Source organism: Ruegeria sp. I3 (genome assembly GCF_056532525.1).
Genome location: NZ_JBQFNI010000002.1, coordinates 53,863 through 70,196 on the forward strand (window position 1 = coordinate 53,863; position 16,334 = coordinate 70,196).

The window sequence follows — 16,334 nt, forward strand, 5'->3', positions numbered from 1 at the left end:
CATCGGTTTTTGGGGAGGAGACATTATGGAAACGATTAAAGGCCCAGCGTTGTTTCTGGCACAGTTCGCCGGAGATGAAGCGCCTTTCAACTCGTGGGACACCATTACCAAATGGGCGGCGGATTGTGGGTACAGAGGCGTTCAGGTGCCCAGTTGGGACGGCCGGTTGTTTGATCTTGAAACCGCTGCCTCAAGCACGGATTACTGCGATGAATTCAAGGGCAAGGCCAAAGAGAACGGCGTGGAAGTGACGGAGTTGTCCACGCATCTTCAGGGCCAACTTGTTGCCGTGCATCCCGCATACGACGCAGCATTCGACGGCTTTGCTGCCGAAAGCGTCAGGGGAAACCCAAAAGCCCGGCAGGAGTGGGCCGTTGATCAGGTTAAGAAGGCGCTGTCAGCTTCCAAAAATTTAGGGATATCAGCGCACGCGACATTCTCTGGCGCGCTCGCATGGCCTTATGTTTACCCTTGGCCGCAACGTCCTGCTGGCCTTGTCGAAACAGCATTTGATGAGCTTGCCAGCCGTTGGGTCCCGATCCTGGATCACGCAGAAGACTGCGGAGTCGATGTTTGTTATGAAATCCATCCAGGCGAGGATCTGCATGATGGCGTGACCTATGAAATGTTCCTCGAACGGGCGGGCAATCATGCTCGGGCTTGTATGCTGTACGACCCGTCGCATTACGTTCTGCAGTGTCTCGACTACCTTGATAATATCGACATCTACAAAGACCGAATCCGGATGTTCCATGTCAAAGACGCCGAGTTCAACCCGACCGGTCGGCAGGGCGTCTATTCTGGTTATCAAAGCTGGGTTAACCGGGCAGGGCGTTTCCGCTCGCTTGGTGATGGTCAGGTCGACTTTGGAGCCGTTTTTTCGAAAATGGCTGCAAACGATTTTGACGGCTGGGCCGTGGTCGAGTGGGAGTGCTGCTTGAAACACCCAGAAGACGGAGCGCGCGAAGGTGCGCAATTCGTTTCTGACCACATTATCCGTGTCACAGAGAAAGCATTCGACGACTTTGCGGATGGCGGCAGCGATATGGCGGCCAATCGAAAAATGCTGGGGATAGACTGATGGTAACTGGACGCAGTGAAGTAAAATCAGGCCGCATTCGCCTTGGCATGGTTGGTGGCGGCACTGATGCTTTCATAGGAGGTGTGCATCGAATTGCGGCGCGCTTGGATGACAAGTTCGAGTTGGTCGCAGGTGCCTTGTCTTCAACGCCAGAAAAATCTCGAGAAAGCGGAGAAGCGTTGGGGCTCGAACGGGTCTATGACGACTTTAAGCAGATGGCGATCAGAGAAGCGCGTTTGAAATCGGGGATCGAAGCAGTCTCGATCGTCACGCCTAATCACGTTCATTACGCCGCAGCGCGAGAGTTCTTGAAGCGCGGTATTCACGTGATTTGCGACAAGCCCCTCACTTCGACCCTTGCGGATGCCAAGAAGCTCGTGAAGGCGGCGGAGAGTTCAGGCGCGCTGTTCATTCTAACCCATAACTACACCGGTTATCCAATGGTCAGGCAGGCGCGTGAGATGGTCGCCAACGGAGAGATTGGCAATATCCGCGTGGTTCAGGTTGAATATCCGCAGGACTGGTTGACCGAGCAGCAAGACTTTAAGCAAGCCGAATGGCGAACCGATCCTGAGCGTTCCGGAGCAGGGGGATCGACGGGTGACATCGGAACCCACGCCTACAATATCGCCTGCTTTGTGACAGGCTTGAAGGCGGAAAGCCTTGCGGCTGACTTGCAGGCCTTTGTGCCGGGGCGCAGGGTCGACGATAACGCACATGTCCTGCTGCGGTTCGACGGTGGCGCGCGCGGGATGCTGTGGTCGTCCCAAGTTGCCCCCGGCAACGAAAACGCACTGCGATTGCGTGTCTATGGTGAAAAAGGTGGGATCGAGTGGGCGCAGGAAGATCCAAACTATCTTTGGTTTACGCCCTATGGTGAGCCAAAACGACTGATCACCCGCAATGGGGCCGGAGCCGGGGACGCCGCCAACCGTCTGAGCAGGGTGCCTCCGGGCCATCCGGAAGGGTATCTGGAAGGTTTTGCAAATGTCTATAGTGAAGCTGCGGACGCCATAACAGCGTTTCGAAGTGGCAATTCAGCTGATCCATCGGTGATCTATCCCACTGTTCAGGATGGATTGAATGGTGTCAGGTTCGTTGCAGCTTGCGTGCAAAGTTCTGCAAGAAATGCGGCTTGGGTAAAGTTGGAGTAGCGCGACAGTCACCTTGACACTGCGTCTTCCATGATTAATTTTATCAACTAAAATAAAACTCAAAGGATGGCGCCGAATGTATCTTGGATTGGATTTGGGAACGTCGGGACTCAGAGGCATTCTGATCGATGAATCCGGTCTCGTCGTCAGCGACGCAGAAGCTGGCATTTCTACATCGACGCCAAAACCCGGCTGGTCCGAGCAAAATCCGTCAGATTGGATTAGCGCTTGCTTAGAAGTCGTCGCGAATCTCCGTGCGGACAACGAACCGGCATTCGCAAAACTTCGCGGCATTGGTCTGAGCGGACACATGCATGGTGCCACTTTATTGGATGCCAGTGGAAGGGTTCTTAGGCCCTGCATTCTATGGAATGATACACGCTCGGCGGACGAGGCAAGTACACTCGACCAGATTCCACAGATGCGCACCATATCAGGAAACATCGTTTTTCCTGGCTTCACGGCCCCGAAACTGGAATGGGTGCGATCGCACGAGCCCGAGGTGTTCTCAAAAACAGCCAAGGTTCTATTGCCTAAAGACTATCTGCGGTTTTGGCTGACGGGTGAGTACATATCGGACATGTCAGACAGTGCCGGCACATCATGGTTGGACGTAGACAATCGTCAATGGTCGGAAACGGCTTTGGGTTTGGGTCACATGCATGCCTCGCAGATGCCGCGTCTTGTCGAAGGGAACGAACCGGCTGGTGAGTTGAAAACTGAGCTGCGGCGGGCGTGGGGGCTTTCCAATCCTGTCGTTGTGGCAGGTGGCGCAGGTGACAATGCGGCCGCCGCGTGTGGCATCGGGAGCATTCGGGACGGCGCGGGTTTTGTATCTTTGGGAACGTCCGGAGTTCTTCTTGTTGCTCGGGATGCATATGCTCCGGCACCTGAAACTGCAGTACATTGCTTTTGCCACGCTGTTCCCGAAATGTGGATACAAATGGGGGTCATACTCTCGGCAACAAACAGTATGAATTGGTTGTCTCGCAATCTAAGTCAATCTGTGGAAAAACTGGCGTCGATGGTACCCGACAGTATAACCGGACCCTCCTCGATTGCGTTCCTACCGTATCTTTCAGGCGAGCGAACGCCGCATAACAACAGCCGTATCCGAGCAGCTTTCTTAGGCGTAGATGTCGCGTCGGGCCCCGCTGAACTGACACAATCTGTGATGGAAGGCGTTGCCTTCGCGATGCGTGACTGTCTTGAAGCCTTAAAAAGCACAGGAACCGTACCGACCAACTTGATGGCTGTTGGAGGAGGCGCACGATCCAGGTTCTGGTTGGAAACAATGGCGACCGTTTTGCAAGTGCCGTTGGGCTTGCCAAAAGGCAGTGATTTCGGAGCGGCGATGGGCGCAGCGCGCCTCGCTATCTGCGCGGCCAACAACGCAAACCTTGGGGACATCATGACACCACCCAAAATTCAGGAAGTTATCGATCCACGTAACGATCTGGCCGAACACTATGAAAGGGAATATGGGCGATATCGACAGTATTACATGGCGCTGGCGCCCTTGGCGGCAGGATGACGCCTGCAATGGAATATTCTTCTCGGGTCGAGACGGTTATGCTGACCGATGGCGATATGCGGGCATCGGTACTGAACTACGGGGCAATCACTCAAAGTTGGTGGTTCAAGGATATACCGCTTATTTTGGGGTTTGATGATCCAATCAAGTACTTACTCGATACAAGTTATGTGGGCGCAGTTGTAGGTCGTGTTGCGAACCGGATCGGCGGCGCGCGGTTCGAGTTGGCAGGCACACGTTTTGGGCTTAGCGCCAATGAGGGTAAGAATACTCTGCATGGCGGGGCTGAGGGGCTTTCCAAACAATTCTGGAACCTTAGACAGACCGCACCGAACGAAGTGGTATTGCACTACCTTTCACACGACGGGGAAAGCGGTTTTCCTGCGAATGTCCGGTTCGAGGTCAGCGTCACGCTGCGGTACCCACGGTTGACCTATATATTAAAAGGTTATCCTGACCGTCCTACGCCGATCAGCCTAACGCAGCATAACTATTATTCGTTGGGCAGCTCAAAAGGTGTCGACGCACACAAGCTGGAACTGGCTTCTGTCCGCTACTTGGAACTAGACGAACAAGGAGTTCCGTCCGGTGCGATGTGTTCGACCAAGAACGGCGAACTTGATTTCTCTGCGCCCAGATCGATCGGGCATGTTCCAAAGGCCATCGACCACTATTTCTGCTTTGACCTGAATCGCGATCCAACTGGTCCGGTCGCGAAGTTCACCGCACCGTCCGGTCTTTCTCTGACCGCTTATTCTGACCAACCCGGTGTACAGGTCTATTCGGGTGCCCAATTGGCGAAGCCGCTAAGCGGTTCGGCTGGTTTGTGCATCGAACCCTCTGGATATCCGAATGCGCCCAACATATCCTCGTTTCCTTCGATCATATGCACCTACGAGAAACCGTACAGGCAGGTGCTCACGCTCGAGATTTCGGAAGATGGCAATGAGAGCTAGGTTAGTCATTTCCACCATTGGCTTTTTGATTGCCGGCAATGGCGCCAACGCTCAGGAGCTTGGGCCACCCCCAACTTTCCTAGAACCTGATTTCGACCGAGTTGAACTAGGACAGTTGCTATTCTACGACCCGATTTTGTCCGGCAACAAGAACATCAGTTGCGCGACCTGCCATCACCCGAGGTTTGGCACTTCGGACGGCCTTTCGTTAGGGATCGGGGAAGGCGGGATTGGCCTGGCTGCTGAACGCAGGCTGGATCCCCAGAATACGCCGGAGCAACGCATCCCCCGTAATTCACCGGCGCTTTGGAATCTTGGTGCGACAGAGTTTACGACGTTTTTTCATGATGGGCGCCTCGAGGCCGATCCATCACAACCCAACGGGATTAGAACACCTTTGGGGACACATATGCGGTCCGGTTTCCAATCGGCATTAGCGGCGCAGGCGATGTTCCCGGTTCTTTCACCAGACGAAATGGCTGGTCATTACTCGGAAAATGACGTCAGCAAGGCAGTTCGACTCGGGCTTTTGACACAGCAAGGCGGCGCGTGGGATCTGATTGCAGCACGTGTTGCCGCTATCCCAGAATACAAGCAGCGGTTTGAAGCCATTACGCCGGGTGGTGAGATATCTTTTACGGCCATAGCAAATGTGATCGCAGATTTCATCGCGTTCGAATGGCGCGCAGATAACAGTCCTTTTGATCGCGCGATGCGAGGCGAGGGCACACTATCCGAAGACGCCGAACGTGGCATGAACCTGTTTTATGGAGAGGCGGGGTGTAGCGCATGCCACGTGGGATGGCTCCAAACAGATCACAAGTTTCATTCGATCGCCCTTCCGCAAATCGGGCCCGGAAAGGCCGCTCGATTTGAGAACCATGTCAGAGATGATGGTCGTCTTCGCGTCACGGGTAACCCCGAGGACGCGTTTGCCTTTCGTACGCCATCGCTCCGCAATGTGACGCTGACCGCTCCTTACGGGCACAATGGAGCATTTGCACGGCTTGAGGATATCGTACGCCACCATCTGGACTCGGTTTCTTCTTTGCGAAGCTACACTACTGAAATGGCTTATTTGCCAGATTTTCCGGGTTCTGAAGACGAAACTCCGCTGCTGGATCAGCAACATCTAGATGCCATAGCCAAAAGCAATAGTTTACCGAAGGTTGTTCTAACAGATAATGAGGTCGACGCGTTATTGAGCTTTCTGGCAAGTCTTGAAGACCCTGCGCAGAGGTTGGGCGTTCCTGCCTATGTTCCAAGCGGTCTGCCGGTAGATCAATAGTCACCTATGCATTTCAACGATCTGGTTCGGCACGACCTCCTGCCACGCACCGACTTCTCCGTCCGGCCATATTACCCGTAACTGTACTTGAGTTTCAGCCCCCAAGCCGAAATGGTGATAGCCAGCCGTGCCTCCTAAATGTCCGCCGCCAATGGTTATTTCGCGGGTCTGTAAGCCCCGCCTGGTTCGAACCTCGACAAATCCGCCTACCGCTGCCCAATTGAATTTGTCCTGAGTAACTTCTACCAACAGCCAATTGCCACCTGCTGACATATTCTGGTTGACCTCAAGTTTTGATCCACGGTTTACGACCACCAGATCGAGCCGCCCATCGTTGTTCAGATCCGCAAGCGCTGCGCCGCGAGACTTCGCTATCGACGCAACACCTGCCTCTCCCGAAGCTTCCATAAACTGACCTTCCGAATCCTGAACCAAAAGGTTGTTCGGGTCGTTCAGTGCTGCATCGGGCATTTGCTCGACATTGCCTTTGGCGACGAAGATGTCGTCTCTGCCGTCATTGTTGACGTCTCCAAACTGCGCGTGCCAACCGGTCGACGGCCTTCCGTCATTGCCGACATGCGGCCTGTGGGCAGTCGTGCCTTTTTCATAAGTTGCATCGCGCCACGTCGGGCCGCCGGTATCGGGGTCAAAAATTTGGAGTTTTTGGTCACCCATCGAAGTCAAGTAAACCTCAGGAAAGCCGTCTCCGGTCAGATCGCGAGAGGCAATTCCCATGCCCCAGATCGAATAGGGCAGCCATCCGTCTTCGGGCGAATACAATCGGGGCTCTGGCTCCATGGCCCATAGTTGCTCTTGCCCACCACGAACATAATAGTGGCGGTCGTTGCTGATACGGAGGTCAGCACGTCCGGTTCGCGCCCAGTCTGAAAACAAAATGGAAAGCGAGCAATATCCCGGTTTCAGATGCTGGGGTTGGCCATAACTGTTCCCGTTCGGGCGATAGAGCAGGGTTGGCCCGCAGGATTCAAACGGACCTTCTGGATCGAAGCGATCCACGTAAGTTCCAAACGCCAGAGTCGGCATAGACTGGCCTTCTTCCCAAGTCGCTGAAAACCCTGTGGTCCAGTGATCTTCGGATTGGAACTCGATGTTATCGAAGGGACGGAACTGACAATCCGACTGCCCTTGAAGCAGCACATCTTCGCCAACGCGCAAAATGGCCAGGTCAGTCAAGCCATCGCCGTTAATGTCTAATGGGTAAGCACCGGTTACTCCCGTCAAGAACAGTGGATCCGGCGTTTCAATCCGAAAAGAAATCTCGCCCTGAGAGGTGTTTTTGAACAGCTGAGATCGATTGGATCCGCCCGCGACGAACAATTCGGGAAACGTGTCGCCGTCACAGTCGAAAACTGCTACGCCACCACCCACAAAATGCTCCCAACCGCCGTCGTAGATATGTGCAGGTACATCTATTACTTTGAATTGCGGTTGAGTGCCCGCTTCGGCAGCCGTGGCAAGAAAGAGTAATGCCGCAAGTTCAGGACGCATTCGCCGCAAGCTCCTTCACCTTCAGGATCGAGACTTGTTCGATCCCATAGGCGGCCGCACCTTTGGCCCACATCAGATCACCCCAGTGATGCACTTTGATTTCAGGCAAGGGTGCGTCGACATTCACAACACCATTTCGAATGCGCGTCATAACTTCGGCTGAGCAAAGGTGTTCAAAACTCATTTGCGCGCCCGATACAATAATGCACTGGGGATCGAACAGATTAATCAGATTGGATATTCCAAGCCCGAACATCTGTCCTGCACGCGCTAGAACCGAGGCGGCTCTATCATCACCGGAATTGGCGCGAGCGTGGATATCCGAGACCGTTTGCATATTATCGGCGTGACCTGTGACAGTCATTTCCCGGATCAGGGCGTAGTCCCCCACATAGGCTTCCAGACACCCCCGTTGTCCACATTGGCATAATGCGCCATCGAGTTGCACCTTAGTATGCCCAAATTCGGCCCCGCACCCTCTTTCCCCGCGATAAAGTCGGCCGTCCAGAACGATGCCAAGCCCAACACCATGTTCAATCGTGACGACAAGGAAATTCTTCAACCCGTTGCCTAGCCCAGAAAGCTGTTCAGCCTTTGCGACAAGGTTCGCGTCGTTTTCCACGAATGCAGGGCAGGGTAGTTCTTTCGCAAGTAAAGGGCTGAAGTCAATGTTTCTTTCAGTTACCGAGGATGACCAGTGGACAAAGTTCTTTGCCGCATCAATCTGCCCGGCCAATCCGATTGAAACGCCAGCCAAGTGTCCGATTGAAAGACCGACCCGTTGGCACGTATCTTCAAGGGCTTCGCGAATAGTCGATATAAGGTTCGTCGGCGACATTCGGGCGTCTTCAAGCGGGACGTTGTGCGACGTCACCTCGTTGCCTTCAAAATCCACCAAAATGACCGAGATCACCTGACGAGCAATCTTCAGGCCCGCAACAAGGATGGATTGGCCATCCAATTGCAGCAAAACTCTGGGCCGCCCTCTTTTTCCAGACTTTGACTGAGCTTCGCCTTCGGTTTCCTTAATCAGCCCTGCCGAGATCAGATCAGCCGTCGCTGAAGTGATCGTGGCAGGACTGGTCTCCAAGGCGGATGCGATATCAATCCGCGATACGGATCCATTGCTTCTGATCTGTTCCAACACCCGCAGGCGGGTCGCGTTTCGTTGGTCCAAAGAAACTACAGACGATTTGCTTTTCAGCATCTTGCCCTCGCGAATCTTACCTTTGGTTCAATCTATTTGAATTTTGGTGTGTCTTATAGACTAAATATTTTACCGACTGAAATAAATGTGTTATTTAAAACTGTAAGAGCCGCGAATCGAGTTGAGATGGCTCTGCATATGGGAGGAAATCATGAAAAAAATTCTCAGCTTCTCAGCTGTAGCCACGCTGCTGGCCTCGACTGCGTTCGCAGAGCCGGTAGTCGGCGTAAGCTGGTCCAACTTTCAGGAAGAGCGCTGGAAGACAGACGAAGCCGCGATCAAATCGGCGCTAGAAGCCGGCGGTGCCGAGTATATCTCGGCCGATGCGCAATCATCCTCGGCCAAACAGCTTTCGGATATCGAAAGCCTGATTGCGCAAGGTGTGGACGCGCTTATCATCCTAGCGCAGGACGCGCAGGCCATTGGTCCTGCGGTTCAGGCCGCGGCGGACGAAGGTATTCCTGTGATAGCCTATGACCGTCTGATCGAGGACGACCGAGCATTTTATCTGACCTTCGACAACGTGGAAGTCGGCAGAATGCAGGCTCGGGCTGTCTTTGAGGCCATGCCCAAAGGCAACTACGTGATGATCAAAGGCTCTCCTACTGATCCGAACGCAGATTTCCTGCGCGGTGGTCAGCAAGAGATCATCGGAGCAGCCGTCGACAGCGGTGACATTGTAATTGTTGGTGAAGCCTACACAGATGGTTGGTTGCCCGCGAACGCGCAGCGGAACATGGAACAAATCCTGACCGCGAACGAGAACAACGTGGATGCAGTCGTTGCGTCGAATGACGGTACTGCAGGCGGTGTTGTTGCGGCCCTAACAGCACAGGGTATGGAAGGCATTCCAGTGTCAGGTCAGGATGGCGACCACGCAGCGTTGAATCGTGTCGCACTTGGAACGCAGACGGTTTCAGTTTGGAAGGATGCTCGCGAACTTGGAAAGGCCGCTGGCGAAATCGCTGTCGCATTGAGCGGAGGGACAAGCCCTGCGGATGTCGAAGGCGCAGTTAGCTGGACATCACCGGGTGGGACCGAGATGAACTCGGTTTTCCTAGCGCCTGTTCCAATCACTAAGGACAACTTGTCCGTGGTTGTTGATGCCGGATGGATCCCGCTGGAAGATCTTTGCCAAGGCGTTGAAAACGGACCTGCCCCTTGTAACTAAACCACTCAGCCCTGGGCCCTTTAGTCCGGGCCTGGGGCAAATGCTGAATATGAAAGATCGGAAATGACCGAAACTTCGTCTCAGCCGGTACCTGAAAAAGCGAAACCCAGCCTGTTCCAGCAACTGGAACTGGATATGCGGCTTTTGGGAATGATCGGCGCGTTTGTCATCCTGTGCATCGGGTTCAACATCTTCACAGATGGAAGGTTCCTGACGCCGCGCAATCTATTCAACCTGTCCATCCAGACAGTTTCGGTCGCCATTATGGCATGTGGGATGGTGTTCATTATCGTCACGCGACACATCGACTTGTCGGTAGGAGCGCTGCTGGCAACTACCTCGGCTGTGATGGCAATGACGCAAACCGAGCTTTTGCCACAAGTACTTGGTATGGGTTTGAACAATCCAGCAACCTGGGCGATCACCATTGTTGTCGGGCTGTTTGTCGGCACGCTGATTGGTGCGTTTCATGGCTGGATGGTCGGATACCTGACGATACCAGCCTTCATCGTCACGCTTGGTGGATTTCTGGTTTGGAGAAATGTGGCGTGGTATTTGACCAGCGGTCAGACGATTGGTCCTTTGGATAGTACATTCCTAATGTTTGGCGGGACCAACGGGACATTGGGAACGACGACAAGCTGGCTGTTCGGCTTGTTTGCTACCGCAATCGCGATCTGGGCTTTGTGGAGCAGTCGTCGCGCAAAGGCGGCACATGGATTCCCCGTCAAACCTGTCTGGGCCGAAGCCACTCTGGCCGGGATAATCGCAATCGCCATCCTTGGGTACGTTTACATCGTAAACAGTTACGCCATACCAACGCGGCGGCTGCAACGTATGTTCGAAGCGCGCGGAGAGACAATGCCAGAGGGGCTAGTTGTAGGATACGGCATACCGATTTCTGTACTCATCCTAATCATCGTGGCTGTCACGCTGACAATTGTGGCGCGAAAAACCCGGTTTGGTCGGTACATCTTTGCCACTGGCGGCAACCCGGATGCGGCAGAGCTTTCGGGTATCAACACTCGGCTGCTGACCGTGAAAATCTTTGCTTTGATGGGTTTCTTGTGCGCGGTGTCCGCGGTGGTCGCCTCGGCTCGCTTGGCGAACCATTCGAACGACATTGGTACGCTCGACGAACTTCGGGTCATAGCAGCTGCAGTGATTGGAGGAACCGCATTGTCGGGCGGCATCGGCACCATCTATGGCGCGATCTTGGGTGCATTGATCATGCAGGCGCTGCAATCGGGCATGGCAATGGTTGGCGTTGACGCGCCGTTTCAGAACATCGTCGTCGGCAGCGTCCTCGTGTTGGCCGTCTATATCGACATCGTTTACCGCAAGCGACTGGGGGCAAAGTGATGCAAGCTCAGGATACGCAGAAAAAACCTTCTGGCACTGGGCGCGGTTCAGGCGCGCCGCCATTGGTCGAGATGCGCGACATCTCGATTTCCTTCGGTGGGATCAAGGCCGTCGACCATGTGTCGGTCGATCTCTATCCGGGTGAAGTCGTTGGCCTGCTTGGCCACAACGGGGCCGGAAAGTCCACGTTGATCAAGGTATTGTCCGGCGCCTATCAGATGGACCACGGCGAGATTCTGATCGATGGCAAGCCGGTCGAGATTGGCAATCCCCGTGACGCCCGGGCGAACAATATCGAAACGATATATCAGACGCTCGCCTTGGCCGACAATCTGGACGCGACCTCGAACCTTTTTCTTGGGCGCGAGATGACGACGCCGTTTGGGTTGGTCAACGACGCAGCCATGGAGGCCGAGTGCCGAAAGATCATGGCGCAGCTCAACCCAAACTTTCAGAAGTTCAATGACCCGGTCTCCGCCTTATCGGGTGGGCAAAGACAGTCAGTGGCGATCGCGCGCGCGGTCTATTTCAACGCCCGTATCCTGATCATGGATGAACCCACAGCAGCGCTTGGGCCGCATGAAACTCAGATGGTGGCGGATCTGATCCACCAGCTAAAGGCGCAAGGCATCGGGATATTTCTGATCGATCACGACGTGCATGCCGTCATGGAACTGTGCGACCGCGCATCGGTCATGAAGAACGGAAAACTGGTTGGGACGGTCGATATCTCAGACGTGACTGACGACGATCTTTTGTCGATGATCATTCTCGGCAAGCAGCCAGCACAAAAAGCAGAGTAGGGGGCAGAAATGCCAAGTGGATTTTTTGAAGGGATCGAGAAGGTCCAGTTTGAAGGCGTGGACAGCAAGAACCCGTTGGCCTTTCGTCACTACGACCCGGATGAAATCATTATGGGCAAGCGTATGGAGGACCATCTGCGGTTTGCTGTGGCCTGGTGGCATTCATTCGCGTGGGAGGGCGGAGACCCCTTTGGTGGACCTACGTTCGAACGCCCATGGTATCCTCAGGACGATATGGACCGGGCCCGTCAGAAGGCAGATATTGCGTTCGAATTGTTTGAGCTTTTGGGGCAGCCATTCTTTTGCTGGCACGACGCTGACATCCGGCCCGAACAGGGAAATTTTGCCGATAACCTGCGCACATTGGAAGATATCACCGATTATATCGGTGAAAAGATGCAGGTGTCTGGCACCAAGCTGCTTTGGGGCACGGCCAATATGTTCAGCCATCGTCGCTGGATGTCTGGTGCCAGTACCAATCCTGATCCCGACGTTTTTGCGTTTGCAGCTGCGACAGTGAAATCCTGCATGGATGCGACCCATAAGCTCGGCGGAGAAAACTACGTTCTATGGGGTGGCCGAGAAGGCTATGAAACCCTATTGAACACGGATTTGAAATCCGAATTGGACCACATGGGCCGTTTTTTGAACATGGTCGTTGAATACAAACACAAGATTGGGTTCAAAGGAACTATTCTCGTGGAGCCCAAGCCTCAGGAGCCGTCCAAACACCAATACGACTACGACGCCGCGACTTGTATTGGATTTCTCAGGAAGTACGGGTTGGAGGACGAGGTCAAGTTGAACCTGGAGCAGGGGCATGCGATCCTGGCCGGACACAGTTTCGAGCATGAAATTGCGGTTGCCGCTGCCGAAGGGATGCTTGGCTCGATCGACATGAACCGAAACGATTACCAATCCGGGTGGGATACGGACCAGTTCCCGAATAACACGCCAGAGGTTGCTTTGGCATATTACTACATCCTGAAAGCTGGTGGCTTTACAACTGGGGGCACAAATTTTGACGCCAAAATTCGTCGGCAATCGCTTGATGCAAAAGATCTTGTTGCAGCCCATGTCGGCGGAATGGACATTTGTGCACGAGGCTTGAAAGCTGCGGCTGCTATGATTGAAGACGGTGGCTTGGAGGACGCGCTGACGGAACGGTATTCCGGTTGGAACACGCCGAAAGCAGTTTCTATGTTGGGTAGCAGTCTGGAAGAGATTTCTGCCCGGGTTCTGCAGGAAAATACCAACCCGAAACCACAATCTGGGCGTCAGGAGATTCTGGAGAATTATGTGAACAGGTTTGTGTGACCAAGGAAAACTGCAATTGGGGAACTGTCAAAAGAATCTTGTCAGAAGAGCTTTGCTTGGGCGGGGTAGGGGTGTTGCGTAGCTTTTGCCCATGACCAGACCTGCATCTTTCAAATACTATAACAACCGGTTCTGAGATCATCCGCTTGACCGTGATGCTGTACATCCGATTCCCGCTCTCGCTTCGGAATGCCGTAGATCTGTTGCACGAGCGAGGCATCGACCTGAGTCAAGAAACCGACTGCTACTGTTGGGACAGGTTCGGTCCGATGTTTGCCTCTGAGATCCGAAGAATGCGGATGCAACAACTGCGCGCACTCTCGATATGGAAGTGGCACGCCGACGAGATTTTGTGGAGGTGAATGGCAAGAGACATTGCCTCTGGCGGGTTGTTGATCACGAAGGCGAGGTGCTGGAAACCGTTGTCACCAAACGCCCAAACGAGTAGCCGCTTATTTCGGGATCAAGATCAGTGGTTTTGGGACTGGGTAAACAGCCTACTGTATTCACTGCAGTGATCAGTCACCATTTAGTGCGAACAAAGGATTACAGCGGGCATTGACGCTTAGCTATCGTCGGACAAGCGCCAGATGTCTTGCTCTCCAAACCCACGGATTGTTCGCGCGCCGACATTCTCAAGGTCAAACTGATCTTTGAGGACCTGCGCGACTTCGTCCTGGACTGAAATCTGCATCGGGTCAGAGAATTCCTGAAGTCTGGAGGCCAGATTCACAGCCGGACCAAAGATATCGTACACATACTTCTGGATGCCAACGACCGACCCGACTACCGATCCCGTGGCCAGTCCAATTCTGCACCGCCACTGATGCGGATGGCTCAGGTTTCGGCGGGTCAAATAGCGTACGAAACGAATGGCTGTGTTTGCGATTGCCTTGGCGTGATCCGGAGTCGGATCGGGCAGACCAGCAACGGTGATATATGCGTCTCCGATCGTCTTGATCCGTTCGCAACCGAATTGCTCACCAATGCGATCAAACGCGCTGTAAATATCGTTCAGTTCAGTGACGGTGACGCTTGGGTCCTGCGAGGCGACCATATCCGTGAACCCAACGAAATCGAGCATCAGGACGGAGACGGGATCATAGAGTTGTGGCGTAACCACGCCGAAAGTCTTGTACTCTTCGTAGACCGACCGGGGCATCAGATTTAGCAGCAGTTTTTCAACCTGCTCCTTTTCCCGCTTCAACTCGCGCGTGTTCCGTTCCACCATCATCGAATAGGAGTCGATCATGGACTCCAGCTCTTTGATACGGGTGATGTTCTGACATACCAGAACCAGCACATCGTCGTGCGCGACCGTGAAATCGAGTGCGATCACTAGTGTGCGGCGTTTCTTTTTGAAGGTGATTTCTGATGTATGTCGCCCGGTGCCGGACAGGCTTGTTTGCACTGTGTCGATATCCAGATCAGGAAAGAGCTGCTGCAATTGGTCTGAAGGGCCATCGGCACTGAACCACTCGTCAAACGTATCATTGCGGAACCCAAACTTCAGCGATTGACGGTCCAGTAGGGCAACGCCCACACCAATCGCGCGAAGGAGCTGTTCATTGATGGCTTCGATGGTCATGATTTATCCAACAATCAAGGGACGACGTTTACTGAATTCCGCGACAACGATATCGATGTCCTCGGCATCCACGCCGTGTCTTTGCAAAGCGTCACGGAGCACGACCTCCAATTCGTCGAAATGGTCATCGGTAATTTCGAGATGAGAGTGTAACTGGCGCAGTTGATTGTCGGTGTAGGAGGCCGGACCACCAAGGAGCGACGCTATGAACTTGGTCTGATGGTCGACCATGCGGCTCATATCCACGTTGTCGAAGAAGGGGCCAACCTCGTCGTTGTCCAGCAGGATGTCATAGAACGAGAACACGATCTTGCTGATCTGTGAAAACCCACCGTATTTTTCATAAAGTGTGCGCTCGGCCATAACAAAATCCCCCTTAAACAAACTAATACCAAGAAAATGGTGGATCGACTACACCGGGTGATCTTCATCGTTCTTTGACGGTTGGGTCAAAGAACGATGAGCCAGTGATTCACGATCTCAGCCGCGCTGCATGACAATTTCAGCGTACTCGGATGAGATGCAAAGTGTGTCATTGCCTGAGATATCGAACTTCTCGATCAGCGCCATGATATCGCGCTGCAGCGCCTCTTGTCCCGATGCGTCCAGTGCATCGAAGGCCTTTTGCATCGGGCCATAGAACGTCCGAAAATACTCTAGGAAGTGTTCGGCTGAACGGTAGCGGAACATGAAGTTCTTGCGTCGGAATGAAACGATGGTGCTGTACGATCCGAAGGCTTCTTCAATCCAGTCCCGGCTGCCCCACATAGCCGGAGAGCTTACGCCAGCAGGCGGAGGAACATGTTTACCGATCGTTTTGAACAGAAGGCCGATGAAGCTGTCCGGCGTCCAGTTGGCCAGACCAATCTTGCCGCCGCGTTTGACGACCCGTTGCAGCTCTGCTGCTGATTGTTGTTGGTTCGGTGTGAACATCACGCCGAACGTCGAAACCACCGCGTCGCAGGATTGATCATCGAAAGGCAGGTTTTCGGCGTCGGCAACCTTGTAGGTCACGAACAGACCTTCCGCTTTGGCGCGCTGGCTGCTGGCGTCCAGTAGGGCTTCTACATAGTCGGTCGATGTAACATCACAAAAGCGCCGGGCGAAGGCCAGGGTGGCATTACCATTCCCGGCGGCAACATCCAGTACCTTGGAACCAGGCATCATATCCATGGTTTCAGCCAGTTCTTCTCCCGTAATTTGAAGGGTGACACCCACTTTGCTGTAGTCGCCGGAGCCCCAGGCGACGTTTTGCTTTGCTTTGATGGCCGCAAAGTCTGTGGCTGCATTGATCGATGTTTGAATACCCATGATATTGCTCCTTTTTGATGTGGCAGTGGTTTGATGAAGGCCGCATTGCTAAA

The 16,334-nt window shown here is 53.8% G+C and carries 14 protein-coding genes and 1 pseudogene; 10 read left to right on the forward strand and 5 right to left on the reverse strand.

Annotated features, from left to right (window positions below; all coding sequences use genetic code 11):
* The first annotated feature begins 25 nt into the window (after positions 1-25).
* The 5 genes from ACR0L9_RS04600 (at position 26) to ACR0L9_RS04620 (ending at position 6,013) form a co-directional block, all read left to right on the forward strand.
* Positions 26-1,081, forward strand: coding sequence for a sugar phosphate isomerase/epimerase family protein (locus ACR0L9_RS04600; protein WP_480894996.1), 1,056 nt, complete (start codon positions 26-28; stop codon positions 1,079-1,081).
* Entirely contained in the window at positions 1,081-2,235 is a 1,155-nt protein-coding gene (locus ACR0L9_RS04605) for a Gfo/Idh/MocA family protein (RefSeq protein ID WP_170403456.1), read from the forward strand. Before ACR0L9_RS04600 ends, ACR0L9_RS04605 begins: the two co-directional genes overlap by 1 nt.
* 76 nt (positions 2,236-2,311) lie before the next feature.
* Positions 2,312-3,769 (forward strand): xylulokinase, encoded by a 1,458-nt coding sequence (gene xylB / locus ACR0L9_RS04610; RefSeq protein WP_480771561.1) that lies wholly within the window; start codon positions 2,312-2,314, stop codon positions 3,767-3,769.
* A gap of 8 nt (positions 3,770-3,777) precedes the next feature.
* Entirely contained in the window at positions 3,778-4,725 is a 948-nt protein-coding gene (locus ACR0L9_RS04615; RefSeq protein WP_170511823.1) for an aldose epimerase family protein, read from the forward strand.
* Positions 4,715-6,013 (forward strand): cytochrome-c peroxidase, encoded by a 1,299-nt coding sequence (locus ACR0L9_RS04620; RefSeq protein ID WP_480894998.1) that lies wholly within the window; start codon positions 4,715-4,717, stop codon positions 6,011-6,013. Before ACR0L9_RS04615 ends, ACR0L9_RS04620 begins: the two co-directional genes overlap by 11 nt.
* On the opposite strand, the gene ACR0L9_RS04625 is transcribed toward ACR0L9_RS04620, so the two are convergent.
* A complete protein-coding gene (locus ACR0L9_RS04625; RefSeq protein ID WP_480895000.1) occupies positions 6,014-7,522 on the reverse strand; it encodes a CRTAC1 family protein in 1,509 nt (502 codons plus the stop codon).
* Positions 7,512-8,729, reverse strand: a complete 1,218-nt coding sequence (locus ACR0L9_RS04630) for an ROK family protein (protein WP_480895002.1) — start codon at positions 8,727-8,729, stop codon at positions 7,512-7,514. The genes ACR0L9_RS04625 and ACR0L9_RS04630 overlap by 11 nt, the downstream gene beginning before the upstream one ends.
* 151 nt (positions 8,730-8,880) lie before the next feature.
* Between ACR0L9_RS04630 and xylF the strand changes: the two genes are divergently transcribed.
* The 5 genes and pseudogenes from xylF to ACR0L9_RS04655 all read left to right on the forward strand — a co-directional run.
* On the forward strand, positions 8,881-9,900 hold the full coding sequence (gene xylF, locus ACR0L9_RS04635) for a D-xylose ABC transporter substrate-binding protein (protein ID WP_170512769.1): 1,020 nt from the start codon (positions 8,881-8,883) through the stop codon (positions 9,898-9,900).
* Between the two features lie 63 nt (positions 9,901-9,963).
* Positions 9,964-11,262, forward strand: coding sequence for a sugar ABC transporter permease (locus ACR0L9_RS04640; RefSeq protein WP_170396208.1), 1,299 nt, complete (start codon positions 9,964-9,966; stop codon positions 11,260-11,262).
* A complete protein-coding gene (locus ACR0L9_RS04645; protein WP_170403439.1) occupies positions 11,262-12,065 on the forward strand; it encodes an ATP-binding cassette domain-containing protein in 804 nt (267 codons plus the stop codon). Before ACR0L9_RS04640 ends, ACR0L9_RS04645 begins: the two co-directional genes overlap by 1 nt.
* Before the next feature lie 9 nt (positions 12,066-12,074).
* Positions 12,075-13,382, forward strand: a complete 1,308-nt coding sequence (gene xylA / locus ACR0L9_RS04650; protein ID WP_170512772.1) for a xylose isomerase — start codon at positions 12,075-12,077, stop codon at positions 13,380-13,382.
* Between the two features lie 91 nt (positions 13,383-13,473).
* Positions 13,474-13,824: pseudogene (locus ACR0L9_RS04655) on the forward strand (DDE-type integrase/transposase/recombinase); the annotation flags it as partial.
* 123 nt (positions 13,825-13,947) lie between these two features.
* On the opposite strand, the gene ACR0L9_RS04660 reads toward ACR0L9_RS04655, so the two are convergent.
* From ACR0L9_RS04660 to ACR0L9_RS04670, 3 genes are all read right to left on the reverse strand, one after another.
* Positions 13,948-14,970: an adenylate/guanylate cyclase domain-containing protein gene (locus ACR0L9_RS04660; RefSeq protein ID WP_170396212.1), complete on the reverse strand. Its 1,023-nt coding sequence runs from the start codon at positions 14,968-14,970 to the stop codon at positions 13,948-13,950.
* 3 nt (positions 14,971-14,973) lie between these two features.
* Positions 14,974-15,333 carry a group I truncated hemoglobin gene (locus ACR0L9_RS04665; protein WP_170396214.1) on the reverse strand — a complete coding sequence of 120 codons (360 nt, stop codon included), beginning with the start codon at positions 15,331-15,333 and terminating at the stop codon, positions 14,974-14,976.
* A gap of 117 nt (positions 15,334-15,450) precedes the next feature.
* On the reverse strand, positions 15,451-16,281 hold the full coding sequence (locus ACR0L9_RS04670) for a class I SAM-dependent methyltransferase (protein ID WP_480895004.1): 831 nt from the start codon (positions 16,279-16,281) through the stop codon (positions 15,451-15,453).
* Between the last annotated feature and the right edge of the window lie 53 nt (positions 16,282-16,334).